Consider the following 20,493-nt stretch of genomic DNA (forward strand, 5'->3'; position numbering starts at 1 on the left):
GCAGAGCTGTTTGATCGCTCGGTTGCCACTGCGTTCCAGCATCCGATCTGGCTGCATAGCCTCTACACCAGGCTCGCGCCGGAAGCGGGTGCAACAGCTCTGGTCGTCGTGGTCCGGCACCGCGCGACGGGGGCCCTCGCGATGGTGCTGCCCCTGCTCCGGATCCGGCGTGGTCCGATACGAACCGTCGAGTTCGCCGACTTGCGCGTTTCCGACTATCTGGCGCCGGTTTGCAGCCCGGACGTGTTTTCGCAACTGCTCGACGACGCGGCTGCATGCGGCCAGATTCGGCGCCTCGTCCGCCCCTTCGATCTGCTCCGAATGGCCAAGCTGCCCGACGCGCGCCTTCCGATCGAAAACCTCTTGGCCAAGTCCCGCCGCGTATCGATGGACACCAATGCCTACGCGACGGTTCTCGTCGCGCCGTTCGAGCAGTGGCGGGCCAGCGCGATGGATCGCTCCTATCAGAAGGAGCTCGCAAAGAAATATCGTCAGCTCCAGAAGAAGGGCGCGCTGAGCTTCTCTTGCTGCGCCGACAGCGCCTCGGTGCTCGAGGCGATGGACGTGATGAGGAGGTTTCGCGGCCCGCGCTTTCACGCCCAGGGCGACGGAGACCTGCTGCAGCGCCCCGAATACTACGACTTCTATTCCGACGTCGCCCTTCGTGGCCTGGGCTCCTTTGTCCGCCTCTATGCCATGAAGATGGACGGCGACGTGATTGCCGCCGTGCTCGGACTATGCCATCGGGGCAGCTTCCTCGTCATCATGAGCGCCTTCGATATCGCCGGGTACAAGAGCCAGTCTCTCGGCGCGTTGATGTTCGAACAGGTGGCGCGGGATTGCATCGAGCGCGGAGATCAGATGCTCGATTTCACCATTGGCGACGAGCCATACAAGAAATTGTTCGGCGGGCAGCCTTCGCCGATGTGGGCGGTCACACAAGTCGGCAGCACCATGGGCGCCATCGCCCTCTTCGCGCTGAAGCAGGCTCCCTGGCTCAAGCTGGCGGCCAAGCGGCTGTCGGATTTGAGGCTCCAACCGCCCGCACCCCAACTGCCGCGCGCTGACTGACGGCAGGCGCAGGGGCGCAGAACCTAGAGCATGACCCGGAAAAGTGTGCAGCGGTTTTCCGTAAAGATCATGCTCAAACAGTAACCTAAAGCACGATGACGATTCATCCTGATCTCATCGCGCTTTAGGCGCGCAACGCGCCGCGGACACGCCCGAGCCAACCCGGATTCATTTGATCGACACGGTGTGCGAGACTGCGCCGCAGGAAGTGCAACCGCCGCCTCACGTCCCAGCCGATATCGTTGCGGGATGTCAGCGCCTGGCGAAACCGCGCCATCTTGAGCGACTGCTGGTCCGCCGCGATCTTGTCGCGATCGGAATAGAATTGCGAAATCTTCTCCCGGCCCATGCCTGCGGTCACGAGCCACCGCGGCACGTATTCGGTGCAGAGACGGTCGACGTCCACCAGCAGACGGGCAACGCCCGTGCCTGCGGCGGGACAGTTGGTCTGGAACGCATCGCCGATGAGCACGACGCCGGGCTGGAGATGTCCCTCGACGACAGTCAGATCCATCACCCAATTCTGGACCCGGTCGGTCACGCGGAAATCGCCGAGATAGGATTGCAATCCCGGCAGCAGGCGCAAGACCGTCGCTTCCGGTTCGCGGCGCAACTCGCGCATGATCGGATCGGTCGGATCGCGGAACATGAAGAGATTGGCCCGCATGCCGGCATGAACGGGAAACAGGCTGAGATAGTCGATACCGTCCGCCGTGCGTTCGCCGTAGCAGGTCAACGCCTCGAAATCGAACGGGCTACCGTCCCTGCGAGCGATCGTGAAGCCGAACGAAACCGAATGGCGCTCGGCCAGCACGCGCCGCCTGATGCCGAGCTTGTAACCCAGGACTCCCGCCATGCCCGTGGCGAGAACAACGAGGCGAGCCGTCACGCGCCGTCCGGAAGCCAGCTCAAGATGCTGGACGTCGTCGCTGCTGCTGATCCCTGTGACCTCGTCGACGATCAGGTTGGATCGATCTGGTATCTGGCTGCGCGCCATGGCGACGAGATTGGCATAGGGAAATCCGTAAGCCTGGCCGACGCTGACATCGACCACTTTGCCCTCTCGGATATTGAGCACCCGATCGTATCGGCAAGCGACATCGTCGAGCGCGCTGAGGAAGCCCAGCTTGCGAAGCAACTCCAGCTGATGGCCGCCGATCTTCTCGACCCGGAACTCGTCCGGATAGACCGCTCGCTTGTCGACGAGAGCGACGCGATGCCCTGCCCGCGCCAGCACGGCCGCCGCAAGCGATCCCGCAAGTCCGCCACCGACAATGGCGATGTCCGAGACGATCGTTGCGGTCTCGTTCCCATCGATCGGCTCGGTCACGGTTCTATCCGTCGTCATGGCTCCTGCTCCCACGGTTAACGGCGCTTCCAGTGCAATTCTCTCGCCTGATGTCGCATCGCAGAGCCAAGTGCGATCATTTCCGAAGATTGAGGTTAACGATCGGAAGCGCCGGGTTCGCTGCCAACGTCGCGGCACGCGTCTTGCTCGGGATGCTCTGCAAATTCCGGTTTCCGACATCTTGGCGGCCGATCCCCGCGAGCCATTCGGCACTCAACGGCTGATCTCGCCTTCTGCGGTCGTCGATGCGGCGCTATGCCGTCAATCGATCGAGCTGGACCTTGCACTGTTTGGGACAATGGGGACGGCGATGTTCCAGAGTGAAGCAACGGGCGTAACCGCGATACCGTCACGACCGGCGAGATCTCCCAATCCGTCCATTAACACTCGCGATTTTTTGGCATGCTAGACTGTCGTCGGTATCGGAACATGTCCCTTCCATGATCGAATCCATCCTCCAGTTCATGCGGCGCGATGTCACGCGCGGTGTTGTCGGGACCATCCTTCTCAAGGTTGGCAGCGGCGTGCTCGCGTTTGCATTGTTCTCGCTGGCGGCACGAACGATGTCGCCCGACGGCTTCGGCATCTTTGCGACCTGGCTTTCGGTGGCCCAGATCGCAGCCGTCGTGGGACTGGTCGGCCAGGAATCCTTGCTGGTGCGATTCCTGAACGAGTATCAGGTCGGCGACCGGCCGGACCTTACCAAAGGTGTCCTCCTGTCAAGCTTCAGAATCGCCTTGGTCGCAATGCTGATCGTGATCGGCGGGATCGCCGTCGTGGCGAGCATGAGAGGCGACTGGTGGCTTCAGGTCCTTGCGGTGTCGGCCTATACCGCCGTCAATGCCGGCGTGATGCTTGGCAGCCAGATCGCTCGCTCGCTGGTCAGCATTCTCATGGGCGAGGGAAATCGCGAGTTCTTCTGGCGGGTCATCGTCGTCCTGTTCCTGCTCGCCATGCTGTTTGGCCATCGGCAACTCGATCCCGCCGAGTTGTTCGCGGTGATGACCATGGCCATGTCGGCGGGCCTGGTTGCGCAGATCGTTTCGATCGCGCGAGTGCTGCCGGACCTGCGCGGTACTCCGGCGCGCTCCGAGACGGCCCGCTGGCGATCGAGCGCCCTCCACTTCTGGCTCGCATCCATCCTTGAGGTTGCCAACCAGTATTTCGACGTCATTCTGGTCTACTGGATGCTGGATCCGACGACCGCAGGAATCTACTTTGCCGCCTCGCGCCTCGCCAACATCTTCGCCATGGTGTCCGCAGCACTGTACACCTTCGGCGCACGCCGACTTCCTTCGCTGTATTTCAGCAAGAACCACCAGGAGTTCGAGCGGACTTTGCAATTGATGGCGGAAGTGACGGCGCTTTGCGTTGTCGCCGGTCTCGCCACGATCTGGATCGGCGGCCCCTATCTCCTCAACCTGTTCGGACCTCATTTCACCGCACAGCACTCGGTCCTGATCGTGCTCGCAATCGGAACCGCCATCCAGGCGGCAGGCGGCCCGTCCGCTGCGATCCTGCAGCTGACCGGCCATGAGCGAATCTATGTTCCCGTCGTTGCCGCCAACGTCGCACTGCGGCTCGCGGGATTTCTAGTCCTCATTCCCTGGCTCGGCGTGCTTGGCGCGGCGATTTCGGCCACCGTGTCGCTCGCGCTCGCGACCATCGCCCTGAACGTTCTCTGCCGCCGGCGAAGCGGGGTGGATCCTTCCATTCTGGTGCTCCTGCGCTTCTCTGCATCGAGGCGCGGCACCTATGCCGTTCGCAGTGCGGACTCGCATGACTAGGTGTCGCCGCGCCGCCGCTCGGGTCATCCGCAGTTGCGCGCCGGCAGCGCGCCAGATCTATTGGTTAACGCGCTCGCTACGCACCAGCCGGGAACCGGTGGAAATGCTGCGCGAACGACATCGTGGTCAGAGCCTCCCATTAACTCCGTTTGTTGCTCGTCGGTGTCCACGCGATGCCCGCATGATAGGTACGGAGTTAAGAAGGTGAAGATTTCGTTTCTTTAGCGGGTCGGGATCCGTGCTCCACTATCAACCGAACAAGGAATTGGGCGAGACGAGCGCGATGGCACCGGCGCGGCCGGACAGCGGCGGGCCGAAGCTGCACGTGCTTCTCGCGCAAACCCAGGCCGAGAACGCCGGCGCGCAGGAGATCTCCCGGCTTCTCGGCGCCGGGCTGACCGCGCGCGGCTACCGGGTCACCAATCTGTTCTTCTTCCGCAAATCGGACTCCTTCGATGAGCCGCCCGATACGCTCTACTGCGCACCGAGCCGGCCCGGCAATCCGGTGGCGCTCGCGCAGATGCTGTGGACGCTCGGCCATCACATCAGGAGCACCAGGCCCGACGCCGTCCTGACGTTTCAGCATTTCGGCAACGTCATCGGCGCAGGCATGACGCGCCTCGTCAGCCGCGCGCCTGTCATCGCAAATCAGGTCTCATCTGCGCTGTCGATGAGCTGGCCGATTCGCACTGCCGACATCGTCATGGGCAGCCTTGGCTTCTTCGACCGCATCACGCTCAACTCGCAGGACATGGAACGCGAATATTCGCGGTACCCTGCGGCCTATCGGTCGCGCATGGTGCATGTGCCGCACGGCTTCGACGACAAGGCCCTCACCCTGTCGAAGGAGGCTGCACGACACAAGTTCAATCTGCCGCCGGACTGCATCCTGCTTGGCTGCGCAGCAAGACTGCATCCGCACAAACGGCTCGATATGGCGGTACGTCTGCTGCCGGATCAACCGTCCTGGCACCTTGCGCTCGCCGGCCAGGGAGCCGACGAGGCCCGGGTGAGGCAACTCGCGAACGACTTGAACGTCTCGGACCGACTGCATTTGCTCGGCGAAATCGCGCCCAGCCGGATGGCAGACTTCCTGGCCTGTCTGGACGTGTTCGTATTTCCGACACAGGCCGAAACCTTCGGTCTGGCCGCGGTCGAGGCCGCGAACGCCGGCGTTCCCTCGGTCGTGACCGATCTTCCCGTGCTGCGCGAAGTGTTATCCTACGAAGGAAGACCGACTGCATTGTTCGTCGATGCCTCCGATCGCGCGAAGCTCTCCGCGGCCGTCTCCGAGCTGCTGACGGACAAACAGCTGAGCGATGAACTGCGACAAAATGCCAAAGGCTTGAGGTTGCGCTATTCGGTAGATGCAATGGTGGAGGAATACGTTCGAATTCTCGACCAGGTCATTTGACCGGCCGATTGGAATAGATGGGCTCGACATGATCATCGAGTTTCGCTGTGAACGTGAGTACGCGCGGCGCTGGATGGACAGCAGGACGCTGTCGGTCGACGGACGCGACGTGCCGGTGCAAATTGCATGGACGGCGACGGCGGAGCCGCGGCCGGCAGGTCTCGATGCCCTGTTCGAGCTCGAACGCGTGGTGTTGCACAAGGGCAAACATAATGGCGCCAGCAAGCTCGGCATAAATCCGGAACAGACGCAGGTTCATACCGAGACGGCCGACGTGATCGTCGATTTTACGGGTGCCGCGCGGGATCCGAACTGCTCTGCCCGGCTGTATCTTCGGCCGCTGTTCAACGGAATTGCCGGCGAAAACGCCGCGCTCGCCGCCATTCTCGCCGGCGACCTGCCCGTGATCGACATCGTCAACGAGATCGACGGTTCAGTCCTCGACCGCGGCCATCCATCCGGAGAAACTGCCGCAGGCCTCAGCGGCGCACTCGAAACGGTCATGGCGCGAACCCTGACCATGGTGGCGGCGATCCTGTCGGGAAGGCCGCGCATCGTGCCGCAGCTGGCGCGCCCCGCTGGAAATGGCCTGCCTCGCGGACCCGTTGGCTATGTTGCTCGCGGCCTTGCGGTATCGATCGCCAAGGAAATCTATCGCCTCTGCTGCTATGCCCCGCATTGGCATATCGGATGGCGCTTCACTGACGGCGCGGGCGTCTGGCAGACCGGAGATCTGTCAGGTCCAAGCTGGAAGGTTCTGGGAGATCCAGGCAACCACTTCTACGCCGATCCCTTTCCCATCACGTGGCAGGGACGGACATTCGTCTTCTTCGAAGATCTCGATCACCGTGTCGGAAAAGGCATCATTTCGGCGATCGAGTTCAATGACGCGGGGCCGCTCGGCGAGGTGATTCCGGTGCTGGAGGAGCCCTGGCACCTCTCCTATCCGTTTCTGATCGAGAGCGATGGCGCGTTGTGGATGATCCCAGAGAGCTCGCTCCACGGCGACGTCGCGCTCTACAAATGCGTTCGTTTTCCGGACAAATGGGAGCGGGACGCGACACTGCTGTCCGGCCTCGAACTGGCGGACGCGACGATCACACGCCACAACGGCTTGCATTATCTGTTTGGCGCTTGGCGCGACGGAACGGGCGGCTATTCGGATTCCCTGGCAATCTATTACGCGGATCGCCTCGTGGGGCCCTGGTTACCTCACGCCAGCAATCCGGTCTTGATCGACCGTGCAAGCACGCGGCCGGCAGGAAACTTCGTCACCCTCAATGACAGATTGTGGCGACCGGTCCAGAACTGCGCCGATGGGTATGGCGCAGCGCTCGCCCTGGCAGAAGTGACCGAACTGTCGCCGACGACATTCAAGCAGATCGTCCGCCACTCGCTGACGCCCGGCCCGCCATGGCCCGGTAGGAAGCTGCACACGCTGAACCGCTCCGGCCGGCTCGAGGTGATCGACGGATCGCGCGTTCAACCCAAGACCAGTGCCTTCACGAGCAAAATCCCATCGGCCGTATTATCTGCGCGAACCAACCTCTCCGCCGCCCGCTAAGCGCAGGTGACTGAAGAGATTCCTCGTGGCGTCGTCGACCGCGATATCGACCAGCGCGGGACCGCAAGAGGCCAGCGCTTCGCTCAAGCCCGCATGAGCTGGCAGCCGAATGCAGCGGCAGCAACCGATCAGCTTGCCAGTCGCGCGTCGTCGCTGGCGCTGTGCCCGAGCGCGCGTGCAAGGATGTGTCCGATCGTTCCCGCCTGGGATGCGGCACCGCGCCAGGCCACGATCTGGTCGGGACGTATCAGGGCGAGATCAGCCTCATAGAGGTCGCGTAAGGATGCCGGTAGCGTGACGAGCTTCACATCGACCCCGAGCGTGCGCACGGCCTCCGCGACCGCAGCGTGAGCCAGCGCGACCTCGCCGAACTGCAGCAGCGTCCATTCGAACCCGAAGAGGTCATACAGGGACACGCCGTTCTCCAGCCAGGCATGCGGTGCGCGGCCGCCCGGACAGGCGCTCGGGATGTAGACGTTCGCAGCATCCGGCGGCGGCTGGCTGCCGTCGGAGACGATGATCGGCGAGCCGTCATAGCGTCCGCCGAAGGTGACGCCGGGGATATTGAACTCGGCACGGGCGTGCTGATCGAGGTAGATGCCCGCCGTCCGCCGCGCCTCGTGGCCCTCGTCCGTGGCGTCCTCGATCTGCGGCGCTGGCGCGAAGAGTCCAAGGGAGTCGGCAAAGCGCCGCGCGTAATCGGTGTTACGGAGCGCCACCGGACGCCGCTCGACCTCGTAGCTATCAAGCAGCGTCGCCGGGCTCACGCCCTTGACGACGCTGGCGAGCTTCCAGCCGAGATTGACCGCATCCTCGATCGCGGTGTTGTAGCCGAGCCCGCCGGTCGGCGTGAACAGATGCGCCGCGTCGCCGCCGAGGAACACCCTGCCCCGCTGCATCCCGTTCGCGACCAGCGCGTGACCGGCGGTCCAGGTCAGGAACGACAGCACCTCGCATTCGATCGGCGCACCGCAGGCGCGCTGGAACGCGGCCTTGGCGTCGCTGACCGTGATTGCACTTTCGTCTTCGCCCGGCCGCAGCTGCGTGTGAAACGCGAATTCGTCGCGTCCGTTCACCGATGCCATGAAGGCGCGGCGGTCGCCGTTGAAGCAATTGTACATCCACGCCTTGGCATGCGGGATGCTGGCGTAGAACTCCGGCGAGCGAAGATACACGGCCAGCATGCGGCCGCCCATGAAATCGCGCTGCGTCCCGGTCTCGCCGCCATAGACGATCCCCAGCGATTGCCGGACCATCGAGCGCGGCCCGTCGGCGCCGACCAGGAAGTCCGCCCGAACCTGAAAGCGGCTGCCGTCATCGAGGCATTCGATCTCGCCGACGATGCCGTCATCGCTTTCGACGTAGCTGACCAGCCGGTGGCCATAGTTCAGCTTGATTCCGGGGAGCCGTTCGGCATGGCGACGCAGCACCGTCTCGACATATTTCTGCGAGACCCGGTGCGGCAGCTCCGCCGCGCTCCAGGAGCCCGACATGCCCTTGATGAGCTCGCCGGCGCGCGCCGATGACGGCAGTGCAAAGCGCGCTAGTTCGTAGCCGGTATAGCGCGTGAAGTAAGCAACGTCGGTCGGATAGTCGGCGGGCAACCCTTCCCGCCTGATCTCGTCGGCAAAACCCAGCCGCCGATAGTGCTCCATCGAGCGCGCCTGCGTCGCATTGGCTTGCGGATTGAATGCCGTGCCCGGCTTTTCATCGACCAGGATCGCGGACACACCGCGGCGGCCGAGTTCGTTGGCCAGCATCAGCCCGCAGGGGCCTCCGCCCACGATGAGCACCGCGGCCGTCAGACGTGCTTCCAAGACGCTTCTCCCTACCAGCACTATCTTGCATGGTAAGGTCGCCTGACGATATCGTCAAGTAGCCTGACTAATCGGCATCGTCGAGCGTGTCGAATTTCGCGCCGTAGACCGCCAGCCCCTTCAGGATTGCGTCCATCGTGGCCTTGCCAAGCTCGGCGCGCATCTCCTGCTCGGCGATGTCGACGGCGTCGCGGAACGCATCGAGCCATTTGCGCCCGGCCGGCGTGAACATCACGATGCGCGCGCGCCGGTCGATCGGGTCCGCGATGCGATCGACGAGGCCGAGCTCGGCGCATTGGTCGACCAGCTCGCCCATCGCCTGCTTGCTCATGGAGGCGCGGCGGGCAAGCTCGGTGAGCCGCGTCCCCTCCACGTCCAGATTGCGCGTGAGGCCGACATGTGCGATGCGCGTCTCGTCGTGCCCGCGCTCGCTCATCAATTCGAGCACGCGGCCTTCGAAACGCCGCACGGCGTTATTGAGCAGGCGGCCGATATTGGCATGCCGCCACGCGGTGCCGGATGTCCTGGCTTTCACGAGAAGTGCTTTCCGAATCGAGCGATCGAGATCGCGCGAGGCTAACACAACAGTCAGCCCGCGGGCGGCGTCGATCAAAACGCCGCCCGTCGTCTCGTGTTTCGCGCGTCCTCGCGGACCGCGTCTTACTGGGAGCGATCCGAGGTCCAGCCCTTGTACTCGGCGACGTTGTCCCTGGTCACGAGCTTGGACGGCAGGAGCTCGACGGTCGAGGCCGGCTTCTGGCCGTTGAGAATGCCGACGCCGACCTGCACGGCCCGCCGCGCCATGAAGAACGGGTCCTGCGACGCCGAAGCCTGGATCTGCGGCGACTGCGGATCTTTCAGTGCGGCCTCGATATCAGGCGCGCCGTCGACCGCTGTGATCACGATGCCGCTGCGGTTCTGCTGGCGCGCCGCAAGGTCGGTGCCGATCGCCTGCGGATCGTTGATGGCGAAGATGGCATCGATCTTGGGGAAGCGTGTCAGATAGCCCTGCGCGACAGTGAGACCGCCTTCGCGCGAACCCTTGCCGTCCTGGTCGCTGGACAACACCTTGATGCCGGGATTCTTCGCGAACACGTTCTTGCAGCCGACGACGCGGTCGATCACTGCGGAGACCTGCGGCCCGTTCTCGATGATGACGTCGCCCTTGCCGCCCAACTTGTCGACGATGTACTGGCAGGAGATCTCGCCGGCCTGCACATTGTTCGTTGTCACGGTGGCGTCGGCGCCTTCGGCCGCGGTGTCGACGGCGACGACGACGATGCCCGCCGCCTGCGCCTTCTTGATCGCCGGCCCAATCGCCTTGGGATCGCCAGGGTTGAGCAGGATCAGGTCGACGCCGGCGGCGATGAAATTGTCGATCTGGGTGACCTGCTTGCCGAGGTCGTATTCGAAGCCGACCGTCGTGATCTTCACATTGGGATTGGTCTTCTTGGCCTCGAACTCGGCGCCCTTCGACAGCGCGACGAAGAACGGGTTGCCCATCGATCCCAGCGAGACGCCGATCGACTTGAGCTCCTTGGCGAAAGATGGTGCGGTGCCTAGGGCAAGCGCCATGGCGGCGCCGGCGAGCATGATCGTCTTCAACATGGACTTCCTCCCTGGTCTGTCTTCATGTCAGGCACGGCAGACCAGTGGCCGCACCGGAACATCGCATTTTCAAGCTCTCGCGGAGCCTTTCACGTCCTGGCAGAGCCTTGCAGCCGGTACCGATCCAGTGCCACGGCGCCGATAATAACGAGGCCCTTGATCACATATTGCCAGATGTCCGAGACACCGATGAGGATGAGGCCGTTCGAGAGCACGGCGATGATCAGCGCACCGACCAGCGTGCCCCAGATCGAGCCGATGCCGCCGACGAACGAGGTGCCGCCGAGGATCACAGCGGTGATCGCGTCGAGCTCGTAGGACTGACCGAGCTGCAGGCCGTTGGCGGCGTAAAGCCGTGCCGCCTGCATGGCGCCGCCGAGCCCGGCGAAAAGTCCGGAAACACCGTAGACGAAGATCAGCACGGCCCAGACCTTGATACCGGCAAGCCGCGCCGCGCTTTCATTGCCGCCCACCGCATAGATATGCACGCCGAGCACGGTCCGGCGCAGCACCAGCCACGAGACCAGGATGACGAGCAAGGCGATCACCGAGAGCCACGGGATCGACGCGACGCCGGGAACGAGCGTCAGCGAGCCGTTGCCGATGAAAGCATAGGGAATGGATGGATTGAACACGGTGGTGTCGGCCCCCAGCAGCCGTGCCAGACCGCGCACCGCGGTGAGCGAGCCGAGCGTGACGATGAAGGGCGGCAGGCGAAGGAGCGCAATCAGCGCGCCGTTGATGATTCCGAAGCCAAGGCCCGTGAGCAGCGCAGCCGGCAGCCACAGCATCCCGAGCTCCGGCAGTTTGGAGAGCGTCAATCCAGCCATCGCGGACGCCGCCAGGATCGAGCCGACCGAGAGGTCGATGCCGCCAGTGAGGATGACGAAGGTCATGCCTGCGGCAAGCACGGTGTTCACCGCGGCCTGCTGCAGCACGATGCCCAGATTCTGTCCCGTGAAGAAGCGGCCCTCGGACAGCAGGTGGAAGCCGATGCAGAGAATCAGCAGCACCGGCAGCATGCCGAGCGCGCTGATCAGCATCCTCACCCGCTGACGCCTTGTCTCTGCGGCAGCGCCGTTGGTCGTCTTCACAGCGGGCTTGGCCTCCGAAGCAACATTGTCAGGCATCGAGATGTTCCATCCCCGTGGCAAGCGCCATGATGTCTTCCTGGTTCAACGGCGAATTCGGGCCGCGTGTGACCTCGCCGGCGATGTGCCCGCTACGCATCACGACGACGCGGTCGCAGATGCCGATGATCTCGGGCAGATCGGACGAGATGACGAGGATCGCGGTGCCGGCCTTGGCCAGATTGTCGATGATCGAATAGATCTCCGACTTGGCGCCGACGTCGACGCCACGCGTCGGCTCATCGAGGATCAGGACCTTGGGCGCAATGGCGAGAAGGCGCGACAGCAGCACCTTCTGCTGGTTGCCGCCGGACAGACCGCCGGCGGGGACGCCGACATTGGCGGCGCGAATGCTGAGCCCTGCGAAAGCCCGGTCGGCGCGTTCGCGCGCCTTGTCGCGATCCAGGACCCAGCCGAGCTTCGCATCGCGCCCGAGCACAGCGAGATTGATGTTGTCGAGGCACGACATGTCCAGGAACAAGCCGAGCGCCTTCCTGTCCTCGGTCAGATAGGCGATCCCGGCCTCGAGCGCCTCGCCCGGCGTGCGGATATCGACCGGACGTCCCTCCAGCTCGAGCCCGCCGGAGGCCTTGGGCGTCGCACCGATGATGAGATGTGCAAGCTCGGTGCGGCCGGCGCCGATCAGGCCGGCGAGCCCGACCACCTCGCCCGCATGCACGGTGAGCGAGCAACCCTTGACGCGCTGGCCATCGGCCATGTCGATCGCTGCGAGCACGGGGTGCCCCCGTCCCGCCTCCGGATCGTGATCCTTCTTGTAAAACGAGGAGACGTCACGACCGACCATCAGCCGGACGATGGTGTCGGCGCGGATCTCCGGCTTGTCGAGCGAGCCGACCAGCCGACCGTCGCGTAGCACGGTGACGCGGTCGCCGAGCGCGTAGACCTCGTCCATGCGATGCGAGATGTAGATGATGGCAAGCCCCTCAGAGCGAAGCTGGCGGATCAGCGCGAACAGCCGCTCGCTTTCGGCGGCCGACAACGAGGTGGTCGGCTCATCCATGATCAGGATCTTTGATCTGGCATGCAGCGCACGCGCGATCTCGACCAGTTGCCGCTGGCCCATGGACAGATGCGCCACCAGAGTCGACGGCAGGAAGTCCGCACCCAGTCTCGTCAAGATGGGGCCGACACCCTCGCGCATCGCCGCGCGTGCCAGCAAACCTGATCGCGATATTTCCCGGCCGAGATAGATATTCTCGGCCACGGTGAGATTGGGAGCGAGCGACAGCTCCTGATAAATGATGGAGATGCCCGCAGCGCGGCCGCCGAGCGGACCTTCGATCCGCACCGCCCTGCCCTCGATGCGGATCTCGCCGCCGGGATCTGGCCGGTAGGCGCCGGACAGGATCTTCATCAGCGTCGACTTGCCGGCGCCGTTCTCCCCCATCAGGGCATGAATTTCGCCGGCATAGACGGTGAGATCGACGGCCCGCAGCGCCTTGATGCCGAAGAAGGTCTTCGAGACTCCGCGCATCTCGAGGATCGGATCGTTCATCGTGCCTCCCGGCGCACAATGCGTTTCCCACCCGCGTCTCAATCGTTCTTGTCAGCGCGGTTTGGTCATTAAACAAAAGCGGGTGACGCAGGGCAATACCGAAGGCGAGTATACCGAAGTATGCAAACCAGATTGGGCCAGCTAGTGGCGCGGCCGATACAGTTCGCGCCACGCGGGAAGCCGTTCGGCATAGGCATCGACCAGTGCAGCGTCGGGTTCAAATGTTTCGATGCGCTGCGGTCGCGTGCATACGTCACCGATTGCCTCACGCGTGACAGCAAGTCGCCCCAATCTCGCCGCACCGAACGCCGCGCCGGTCTCACCTCCGGCAAAGCGATGAACCGGAACGTTCAGCACGTTGGCCAGCACCGCGAGCCAGAACCGGGACCGTGAACCACCGCCAATGACATCGGCTTCCGCAATCGCAATGCCGGCATCCGCGAGTGCGTCGCGACAATCGGCAAGCGCGAAGGCAACGCCTTCAAGCACCGCCTGCACCATCGTCCCGCGATCGGTGCCATGGCTCAGGCCATCCAGCATGCCGCGCGCGGCGGGATCGTCGTGCGGGGTCCGCTCGCCCGCGAGATAGGGCAGAAAGCTCACGTGCGACGGCGCCTGCGGGCGCGCTCCAAGCGGCGCCAGCAGCTCGGCCTCGCTGACCCCGAACAGGCGCGCGGCCCAGGCGAGGCAGGAGGCGGCCGAGAGGATCGCGCCGGCCTGAATCCACATGCCGGGAATGGCGTGGCAGAACGTGTGCACGACGCGATCGGGATTCGCGGCGATCCTGTCGGTCGGCGCCATGAGGGCACCCGAGGTTCCCAGCGACACGAACGCGGCTCCCGGCCGGATCGCGCCGATGCCGACGGCGCCGGCCGGATTGTCGCCGGCACCGCCCGCGATCACCGGCTGCTTGATCATACCCCAGCGCTGCGCGAGCTCACTGCGCAGCGTCGTTGCGGGCGCGCATCCCTCGACCAGACGCGGCATGTGATCGCGCGACAGGCCGGTCGCTGCCAGGGCTGCGTCCGACCAGTCCCGGCGCGCGGCGTCGAGCCACAGCGATCCCGATGCATCCGAGACATCCTCGACGGCCTCGCCTGAGAGCACCAGGCGCAGATAGGCCTTAGGCAGCAGAACGAGCTTGGTCGCCGCAAAGATGTCAGGCTCGTGCTCGGCGATCCAGAGCAGCTTCGGCGCGGTGAAACCCGGCATGGCCCTGTTGCCCGTCGTCGCACGCAAGGTGGGCCAGCGCTGCTCCAGCAGGCGGCACTCCGCGGCGGAGCGTCCGTCGTTCCAGAGGATGCAGGGCCGCAAGGGTCTCAAGCTCGCATCGAGCAGCGTGGCACCGTGCATCTGGCCGGACAGTCCAATGCCCTCGACCGCCGCCAATGCGCCGGCATGCGATGCCTTCAGAGCATCCAGCGTCGCAAAGGTCGCAGCGATCCACTGCGCGGGATCCTGCTCGTAATAGCCTGCTTGCGGCGAGGCGGTCGCGAGCGGCCGGCTCTCGCTTGCAATCACGCGTTGTGCATCGTCGACGAGAACGGTCTTGACCGCCGAGGTGCCGAGATCGATGCCGAGATACATGAATGCTTCCCGCTCACTTCGCCGTGTCGATCCAGATCCCCGGCTCCGAATGCTCGCGGATGTGGCTGACCAGGAAGTCGGAAAACACTCTGATCTTGGCGGGCAGCCGAACACGGTTCTGATAGGCGATGTTCATGGTGAGCAACGGCAGCTCCCAGCCTCTCAGGACGGGCACCAGTCGGCCGGCCGCGATATCGCTCTGCACGATGTAGAGCGGCTGGATCAGGATGCCGAGCCCGGCGCGCGCCGCGCCGCAGATGATCTGGCCGTCATTGCTGTCGAGCGTCGGTGCGATCCGGACGGTCTGCGTCGTGCTGCCCTTGCTTAGCCGCAGCGAATAGGGATCGTTGGCGAGATTGTAGATCAGCATGTTGTGGCGGGCGAGATCGGCGGGATGCTCCGGCAGGCCGTGCTTCTGCAGATATGACGGGGCCGCAGCGAGCACGCGGTGCATCTGGCCGATGCGGCGGACGACGATGTTGGAGTCCGGCTCGTGCTCGCGCGTGCGGATCGCGACGTCGATGCCGGCCTCGATGAAGTCCAGATAGCGGTTCGCGCTGATGATCTGCACGTTGAGATCAGGATAGAGCGCGCGGAAGGCGGGCAGCATCGGCGCGAGATAGATCATCGCGAAAGACAGCGAACTCGTCACGCGCAGCATCCCCTTCGGCGACAGCGCGCGGTCAGAGACGGCGTCTTCGGCCTCGGCGAGTTCGTTCAGCAGCGTGCTGCAGCGCTGCAACAGTTCCTGCCCTGCCTCGGTCAGCCATTGCCGGCGCGTGTTGCGCTCGATCAGGCGAACCGCAAGGCGCTCCTCCAGCGCGCTGAGATGTCGGCTGGCAGCCGCGTTCGACATCCGCAGCATCTCGGCGGCCTTGGACAGGCTGCCGAGCTCGGCGGTTTTGGAGAAGACTTCGAGTTGGAGCAGCCGGTCCATTTTTGCGGAAACAGGAAAAGAGACTTACAAATTTTGACCTTTAATTCCGATTTCTGCAAGGCAAAATGCCCCCAACAAGGCACAATGGCAGGCGAGGAAATCAGGAAATGTCGGGCCCGATCAGGCACATCGTGATGTGGCGGCTGCGCGGGGAGACCCCTGAGGAGCGCTCCGCCGCCCGGATCAAGGTCAAGACCCTGTTCGAGGGCCTCAAGGGCCGGATCGACGGCCTCACCCATATCGAAGTCGGCATGGACGTCAGCGCGGTCGATTACGCCTGCGACGTGGTCCTGTTCTCCGAATTCACCGACCAGGCGGCGCTCAGCGCCTACGCCAATCACCCCGAACATCTGCGCGTGCGCGAGGCGTTGGGCGACTTGCGGATCGGGCGCTTCCAGGTCGATTATCCCATCAAAGAGACCGGCGCATGATCGGTTCGTTCACCTTTGAAAACCTGCCCTGCCGCGTCGTGTTCGGCAGCGGCACGCTTGCCACCGCCAAGGCCGAGGTCGAGCGGCTCGGCGGCAAGCGCGCGCTGGTGCTAACGACGCCGCAGCAGGAGGCGCAGGGCAAGAGCCTCGGTGCAGCCCTCGGCCCGCTCTATGCCGGCATCTTTCCCGGCGCGGTCATGCATACGCCTGTCGAGGTCACGGAGCGCGCGCTCGCGGCGATGAAGGCGTGCGGGGCCGACTGCGTCGTCTCGCTCGGCGGCGGCTCGACCACCGGTCTCGGCAAGGCGCTGGCCTTGCGCACCGGGGTCAACCAGCTCTGCATCCCCACCACCTATGCCGGCTCGGAGATGACGCCGATCGTCGGCCAGACCGAGAACGGCCTGAAGACCACGGTGCGCGACGCCGCCGTGCTGCCGGAGACCGTGATCTACGATGTCGATCTCACCCTGACGCTGCCGGCGAGTCTGGCCGCGACATCCGGCATCAATGCGATCGCGCATGCTGTCGAGGCGCTCTACGCGCGCGATTCCAATCCCGTGACGTCGCTGATGGCGGAAGAAGGCATCCGCGCGCTGGCGCGCGCCCTGCCCGCGATCGCCGCCAAGCCCGACGACCGCGAGGCCCGCACCGAAGCGCTCTATGGCGCCTGGCTGTGCGGTGTCTGTCTGGGCACCGTTGGCATGGCGCTGCATCACAAGCTCTGCCACACGCTGGGCGGAACCTTCGACCTGCCGCACGCCGAAACCCACACCATCGTGCTGCCGCATGCGCTGGCCTACAACGCACCGGCAGTAGCCGATGCAATGACACGCATCTCGCGCGCGATCGGCTCGGCAGATGCATCGCAAGGGCTGTACGACCTTGCCAAGCGGCTGGGTGCAAAGGTTGCGCTGCGCGACGTCGGCATGCCTGAGAGCGGCATCGACAAGGCGGCCGATCTCGCCGTCACCAACGCTTACTGGAATCCGCGGCCACTCGAACGTGGCGCCATCCGCGACCTGATCGCGCGCGCCTGGGCCGGCGAGCGGCCGAGCGCCATCAAAGCGGCGGCGTGACGCAATGCGGCGCACGCTAATCAGATCCGCCACCGTCATCAGCATGGATGATGCGATTGGCGATCTCCGCACCGGCGACGTCCTGATCGAGGGCAGCCGGATCATCGACATGCACCCATCGATCGATCTTGGCAGCGGCGCCGCCGAGACCGAAATCGTCGACGGCAAGGGCCGCATCGTCATCCCGGGCCTGATCAACGCGCATATGCACACCTGGCAGACAGGCTTGCGCGGCTTCGCCGCGAACTGGACGCTGCTCGAATACTTCCGCCGCATGCATGCGGGCCTCGCGACCGTGTTCCGGCCCGAGGACATCCACATCGCGACGCTGGTCGGCGCGCTGAACCAGATCAACCACGGCGTCACCACGCTGGTCGACTGGTGCCACAACAATCCGACGCCTGATCATACCGACGCTGCGGTGCGCGGCCTGATCGAGAGCGGCATCCGCGCCGCGTTCTTCCATGGCTCGCCCAAGCCGGAGCCGAAGCCGGGCGAGCGCCATTTCTCGGAAGTGCCGCATCCGCGCCGCGAGGTTGAACGGCTGCTGGCAGGCCCCCTCGCCGACCGCGGCGGCCTCGTCACGCTCGGGCTCGCCATTCTCGGTCCGCATTATTCGACGCTCGACGTCGCCGTGCAGGATTTCCGCCTGGCGCGGGAGCTGAACTTGATCGCCTCGATGCATCAGGGCGGCGGACCGGCCAAGACGCCCGGCGGCTGGGAGAAGCTGATTGAGGCGGGCCTCGTCGGCGCGGGCGTCAATATCGTCCATGCCAACGATTTGCCTGATGATCTCCTGGATCGGATGGTCGATCTCGGCGTGTCCTTCTCGGTGACACCTGAGAACGAAATGATCCAGGGCCACGGCTTTCCGATCACTGGACGCCTCCTGAAGCGCGGCGTGCGGCCGACGATCGGCATTGATCTCGAATCCGTGCTGGCCGGCGATCTCCTCTCCGCAGCCCGCGTTGCGCTGTCGATGCAGCGGGCGCTCGACAATGCGGAGACCCGCAAGACCAGTGGGACTATTCCGGTGACGACCACCATTCCCATCCGCGAGGCGCTACGCTGGATCACAACGGAAGGTGCTCGGATGCTCGGCCGCGAGAACCAGATCGGCTCGCTGACGCCGGGCAAGCTTGCCGACCTCGTCATCATCAACGCCTCCGATCTCAACCTCTTCCCGGTGCACGATCCCGTCGCGACCGTCGTGATGCAGACGAGCCTCGCCAACATCGAGTCCGTCATGATCGGCGGCGCCTGGAAGAAGCGGAACGGCCAGTTGCTGGCCGAGGGGCTGGAGACCAAGAAAGAGTTGCTGGCACAATCCGGCCGGCGGCTGGTGCAGGACATCGAACGACAAGGACGCGCCACCTGAAGGCGCCAATGGACAACAACAATGACAGATACGCCAAGGAATGTTGCCTTCATCGGAATCGGCAAGATGGGCCTGCCGATGTCGGTGCTCGTCGCCAAGGCCGGTTTTGCCGTCAGCGCCTTCGACCAGAGCGCAGCGCGGATCGACGAGGCGCGCGCGCAAGGGATTGCGATTGCCGCCTCGTCCGCCGAGGCCGTGAGCGGCAAGACCGCAGTCGTCACGTCCCTGCCCGACGACGCCGCCTTGCGCGGCGCGCTGCTCGGCCCCACCGGCATGATCGCCGCGATGACGCCCGGTGCTGTTCTCATCGAGACCAGCACCGTGAGTGTCGAAGCTTCCACCGAAGTTGCCGCCGCCGCGCAGGCACGCGGCATTGCCTATCTTCGTTCGCCGGTCTCCGGCAATGCCAGCATCGTTCACACCGGCGCGCTGACCTGCTTTGTCTCAGGGCCGAACGACGCCTTCGAAAGCGCAAAGCCGCTGTTCGCCGCCTTTACCCGTGCCCAGACTTATCTCGGCCCCGCTGAAGAGGCGCGCTATGCAAAACTGTCGGTCAATCTGATGATCGCGGTGTCGGCCGCGATGATGGCGGAGAGCCTGGCGCTGGCGCGCAAGGGCGGCATCGCCTGGCAGGACATCTTGAAGGTGCTCGACGACAGCGCGGTGGCTTCACCAATGGTGAAGTACAAGACCGCGCCGCTGCGGGCGCGGGACTTCGAGTCCACTTTCTCCTGCAAGCAGATGGCCAAGGATCTCGATCTCATCTTAGGTGCCGGCCACGCCGTCGGCGTGCCGCTTCAGCTCGCAGCCCAGGTGCGCGAGACCTACGGCTCGCTGGTCGCACAGGGCGACGGCGAGACCGATTTCATCGCGACCGTCAAACATCTCGAGCGGCTGTCCGGCCTCGGCGAGCCGAAGCTGTGATCAACGGAGGCTTACATGCGTAACTTCAACGAGAACACGATCACGGACGCGGTGCTGGAGCGGATCGCGGGCGCAACCGATCCGCGCATCAAAGAGGTCAGCGAGGCACTGGTGCGTCACCTTCATGCCTTCGTCCGCGAGGTGCGGCCGACACAGAAGGAATGGGAGTACGGCATCGACTTCCTGACCCGCACCGGGCATATGTGCAACGACAAGCGCCAGGAGTTCATCCTGCTGTCGGACACGCTCGGCGTCTCCATGCTGGTCGATGCCATCAACCATCCGGTGCCCGAAGGCGCGACCGAGACGACGGTGCTCGGGCCGTTCTTCGTCCAGGCGGCGCCGGAGAAGGGCAGCGGCGCTGACATCTCCGGGCCGATGGAAGGCGATCCGATGCTGGTCACCGGCTCGGTCGCGACCGTGGACGGAAAGCCGCTGGCCGGCGCCATCGTGGACGTCTGGCATTCCGACGACGATGGCTATTACGACGTGCAGCAGCTCGACAAGATCGGCGATCTCGCGATGCGCGCCCGCTTCCACACCGACAGCAACGGCCGTTTCCACTTCTGGTCGATCAGGCCCGCCGCCTATCCGATCCCGCATGACGGCCCGGTCGGCGACATGCTGGAGGCACAGGGGCGCCATCCCTGGCGGCCCGCCCACGTGCACTTCATGATCTCAGCGCCCGGTTTCGAACAGCTCGTGACGCACGTGTTCGTTGCCGGCGACCAATATCTCGACAGCGACGTGGTGTTCGGCGTCAAGGACAGCTTGATCTGCGAGTTCGTCCGGCATCCCGCCGGCCGTGCGCCGGATGGTCGCATGGTGGAGCGCGATTATTTTCATCTCAACTATGATTTCGGCTTGAAGCAGCTCGCGAGCAACGCGAGAGCCGCTTAAGCTGG

The 20,493-nt window shown here is 64.5% G+C and carries 17 protein-coding genes; 9 read left to right on the forward strand and 8 right to left on the reverse strand.

Annotated elements, in window-relative coordinates; genetic code table 11:
- Positions 1-141: 141 nt before the first annotated feature.
- Positions 142-1,071, forward strand: a complete 930-nt coding sequence (locus ACVIIV_RS30640; protein WP_456747504.1) for a GNAT family N-acetyltransferase — start codon at positions 142-144, stop codon at positions 1,069-1,071.
- Positions 1,072-1,195: 124 nt separating this feature from the next.
- Here ACVIIV_RS30640 and ACVIIV_RS30645 read toward each other — a convergent pair whose 3' ends face one another.
- Positions 1,196-2,419, reverse strand: a complete 1,224-nt coding sequence (locus ACVIIV_RS30645; protein WP_456747505.1) for an FAD-dependent oxidoreductase — start codon at positions 2,417-2,419, stop codon at positions 1,196-1,198.
- A gap of 440 nt (positions 2,420-2,859) precedes the next feature.
- Between ACVIIV_RS30645 and ACVIIV_RS30650 the strand changes: the two genes are divergently transcribed.
- The 3 genes from ACVIIV_RS30650 (at position 2,860) to ACVIIV_RS30660 (ending at position 7,184) form a co-directional block, all read left to right on the forward strand.
- Positions 2,860-4,206: a lipopolysaccharide biosynthesis protein gene (locus ACVIIV_RS30650; RefSeq protein ID WP_456747506.1), complete on the forward strand. Its 1,347-nt coding sequence runs from the start codon at positions 2,860-2,862 to the stop codon at positions 4,204-4,206.
- 238 nt (positions 4,207-4,444) lie between these two features.
- Complete coding sequence (locus ACVIIV_RS30655) at positions 4,445-5,620, forward strand: glycosyltransferase family 4 protein (protein WP_456747507.1); 1,176 nt, start codon at positions 4,445-4,447, stop codon at positions 5,618-5,620.
- A gap of 28 nt (positions 5,621-5,648) precedes the next feature.
- Positions 5,649-7,184 (forward strand): glucosamine inositolphosphorylceramide transferase family protein, encoded by a 1,536-nt coding sequence (locus ACVIIV_RS30660; RefSeq protein ID WP_456747508.1) that lies wholly within the window; start codon positions 5,649-5,651, stop codon positions 7,182-7,184.
- A 128-nt stretch (positions 7,185-7,312) separates the two neighbouring features.
- On the opposite strand, the gene ACVIIV_RS30665 is transcribed toward ACVIIV_RS30660, so the two are convergent.
- The 7 genes from ACVIIV_RS30665 to ACVIIV_RS30695 form a co-directional block, all read right to left on the reverse strand.
- Positions 7,313-9,022 (reverse strand): FAD-dependent oxidoreductase, encoded by a 1,710-nt coding sequence (locus ACVIIV_RS30665; protein WP_456747509.1) that lies wholly within the window; start codon positions 9,020-9,022, stop codon positions 7,313-7,315.
- A 46-nt stretch (positions 9,023-9,068) separates the two neighbouring features.
- Positions 9,069-9,536, reverse strand: a complete 468-nt coding sequence (locus ACVIIV_RS30670; RefSeq protein ID WP_456747510.1) for a MarR family winged helix-turn-helix transcriptional regulator — start codon at positions 9,534-9,536, stop codon at positions 9,069-9,071.
- Positions 9,537-9,661: 125 nt separating this feature from the next.
- Positions 9,662-10,609: an ABC transporter substrate-binding protein gene (locus ACVIIV_RS30675; protein WP_456747511.1), complete on the reverse strand. Its 948-nt coding sequence runs from the start codon at positions 10,607-10,609 to the stop codon at positions 9,662-9,664.
- A gap of 89 nt (positions 10,610-10,698) precedes the next feature.
- Positions 10,699-11,739 (reverse strand): ABC transporter permease subunit, encoded by a 1,041-nt coding sequence (locus tag ACVIIV_RS30680; RefSeq protein ID WP_456747512.1) that lies wholly within the window; start codon positions 11,737-11,739, stop codon positions 10,699-10,701.
- Complete coding sequence (locus tag ACVIIV_RS30685) at positions 11,732-13,255, reverse strand: sugar ABC transporter ATP-binding protein (RefSeq protein ID WP_456747513.1); 1,524 nt, start codon at positions 13,253-13,255, stop codon at positions 11,732-11,734. The genes ACVIIV_RS30680 and ACVIIV_RS30685 overlap by 8 nt, the downstream gene beginning before the upstream one ends.
- 141 nt (positions 13,256-13,396) lie before the next feature.
- Positions 13,397-14,842: a xylulokinase gene (gene xylB, locus ACVIIV_RS30690; protein WP_456747514.1), complete on the reverse strand. Its 1,446-nt coding sequence runs from the start codon at positions 14,840-14,842 to the stop codon at positions 13,397-13,399.
- Between the two features lie 13 nt (positions 14,843-14,855).
- Entirely contained in the window at positions 14,856-15,779 is a 924-nt protein-coding gene (locus ACVIIV_RS30695) for a LysR family transcriptional regulator (protein WP_456747515.1), read from the reverse strand.
- A gap of 107 nt (positions 15,780-15,886) precedes the next feature.
- On the opposite strand from ACVIIV_RS30695, the gene ACVIIV_RS30700 reads away from it, so the two are divergent.
- The 5 genes from ACVIIV_RS30700 to ACVIIV_RS30720 are packed head-to-tail and all read left to right on the forward strand — an operon-like array spanning position 15,887 to position 20,488.
- A complete protein-coding gene (locus ACVIIV_RS30700; protein WP_456747516.1) occupies positions 15,887-16,210 on the forward strand; it encodes a Dabb family protein in 324 nt (107 codons plus the stop codon).
- Complete coding sequence (locus tag ACVIIV_RS30705; RefSeq protein ID WP_456747517.1) at positions 16,207-17,286, forward strand: maleylacetate reductase; 1,080 nt, start codon at positions 16,207-16,209, stop codon at positions 17,284-17,286. The genes ACVIIV_RS30700 and ACVIIV_RS30705 overlap by 4 nt, the downstream gene beginning before the upstream one ends.
- A gap of 4 nt (positions 17,287-17,290) precedes the next feature.
- Positions 17,291-18,664, forward strand: a complete 1,374-nt coding sequence (locus ACVIIV_RS30710) for an amidohydrolase family protein (protein WP_456747518.1) — start codon at positions 17,291-17,293, stop codon at positions 18,662-18,664.
- 21 nt (positions 18,665-18,685) lie between these two features.
- A complete protein-coding gene (locus tag ACVIIV_RS30715) occupies positions 18,686-19,588 on the forward strand; it encodes an NAD(P)-dependent oxidoreductase (protein WP_456747519.1) in 903 nt (300 codons plus the stop codon).
- 15 nt (positions 19,589-19,603) lie between these two features.
- Positions 19,604-20,488: an intradiol ring-cleavage dioxygenase gene (locus tag ACVIIV_RS30720; protein WP_456747520.1), complete on the forward strand. Its 885-nt coding sequence runs from the start codon at positions 19,604-19,606 to the stop codon at positions 20,486-20,488.
- Positions 20,489-20,493: the final 5 nt, after the last annotated feature.

This window comes from Bradyrhizobium sp. USDA 4354 (assembly GCF_054060315.1).

Coding starts and splice junctions, on each gene's coding strand:
- ACVIIV_RS30640 (WP_456747504.1), top strand. CDS start 142: ATGGTGCTGCCCCTGCTCCGGATCCGGCGTGGTCCGATACGAACCGTC.
- ACVIIV_RS30645 (WP_456747505.1), bottom strand. CDS start 2,419: ATGACGACGGATAGAACCGTGACCGAGCCGATCGATGGGAACGAGACC.
- ACVIIV_RS30650 (WP_456747506.1), top strand. CDS start 2,860: ATGATCGAATCCATCCTCCAGTTCATGCGGCGCGATGTCACGCGCGGT.
- ACVIIV_RS30660 (WP_456747508.1), top strand. CDS start 5,649: ATGATCATCGAGTTTCGCTGTGAACGTGAGTACGCGCGGCGCTGGATG.
- ACVIIV_RS30675 (WP_456747511.1), bottom strand. CDS start 10,609: ATGTTGAAGACGATCATGCTCGCCGGCGCCGCCATGGCGCTTGCCCTA.
- ACVIIV_RS30680 (WP_456747512.1), bottom strand. CDS start 11,739: ATGCCTGACAATGTTGCTTCGGAGGCCAAGCCCGCTGTGAAGACGACC.
- ACVIIV_RS30685 (WP_456747513.1), bottom strand. CDS start 13,255: ATGAACGATCCGATCCTCGAGATGCGCGGAGTCTCGAAGACCTTCTTC.
- xylB (WP_456747514.1), bottom strand. CDS start 14,842: ATGTATCTCGGCATCGATCTCGGCACCTCGGCGGTCAAGACCGTTCTC.
- ACVIIV_RS30695 (WP_456747515.1), bottom strand. CDS start 15,779: ATGGACCGGCTGCTCCAACTCGAAGTCTTCTCCAAAACCGCCGAGCTC.
- ACVIIV_RS30700 (WP_456747516.1), top strand. CDS start 15,887: ATGTCGGGCCCGATCAGGCACATCGTGATGTGGCGGCTGCGCGGGGAG.
- ACVIIV_RS30705 (WP_456747517.1), top strand. CDS start 16,207: ATGATCGGTTCGTTCACCTTTGAAAACCTGCCCTGCCGCGTCGTGTTC.
- ACVIIV_RS30710 (WP_456747518.1), top strand. CDS start 17,291: ATGCGGCGCACGCTAATCAGATCCGCCACCGTCATCAGCATGGATGAT.
- ACVIIV_RS30715 (WP_456747519.1), top strand. CDS start 18,686: ATGACAGATACGCCAAGGAATGTTGCCTTCATCGGAATCGGCAAGATG.
- ACVIIV_RS30720 (WP_456747520.1), top strand. CDS start 19,604: ATGCGTAACTTCAACGAGAACACGATCACGGACGCGGTGCTGGAGCGG.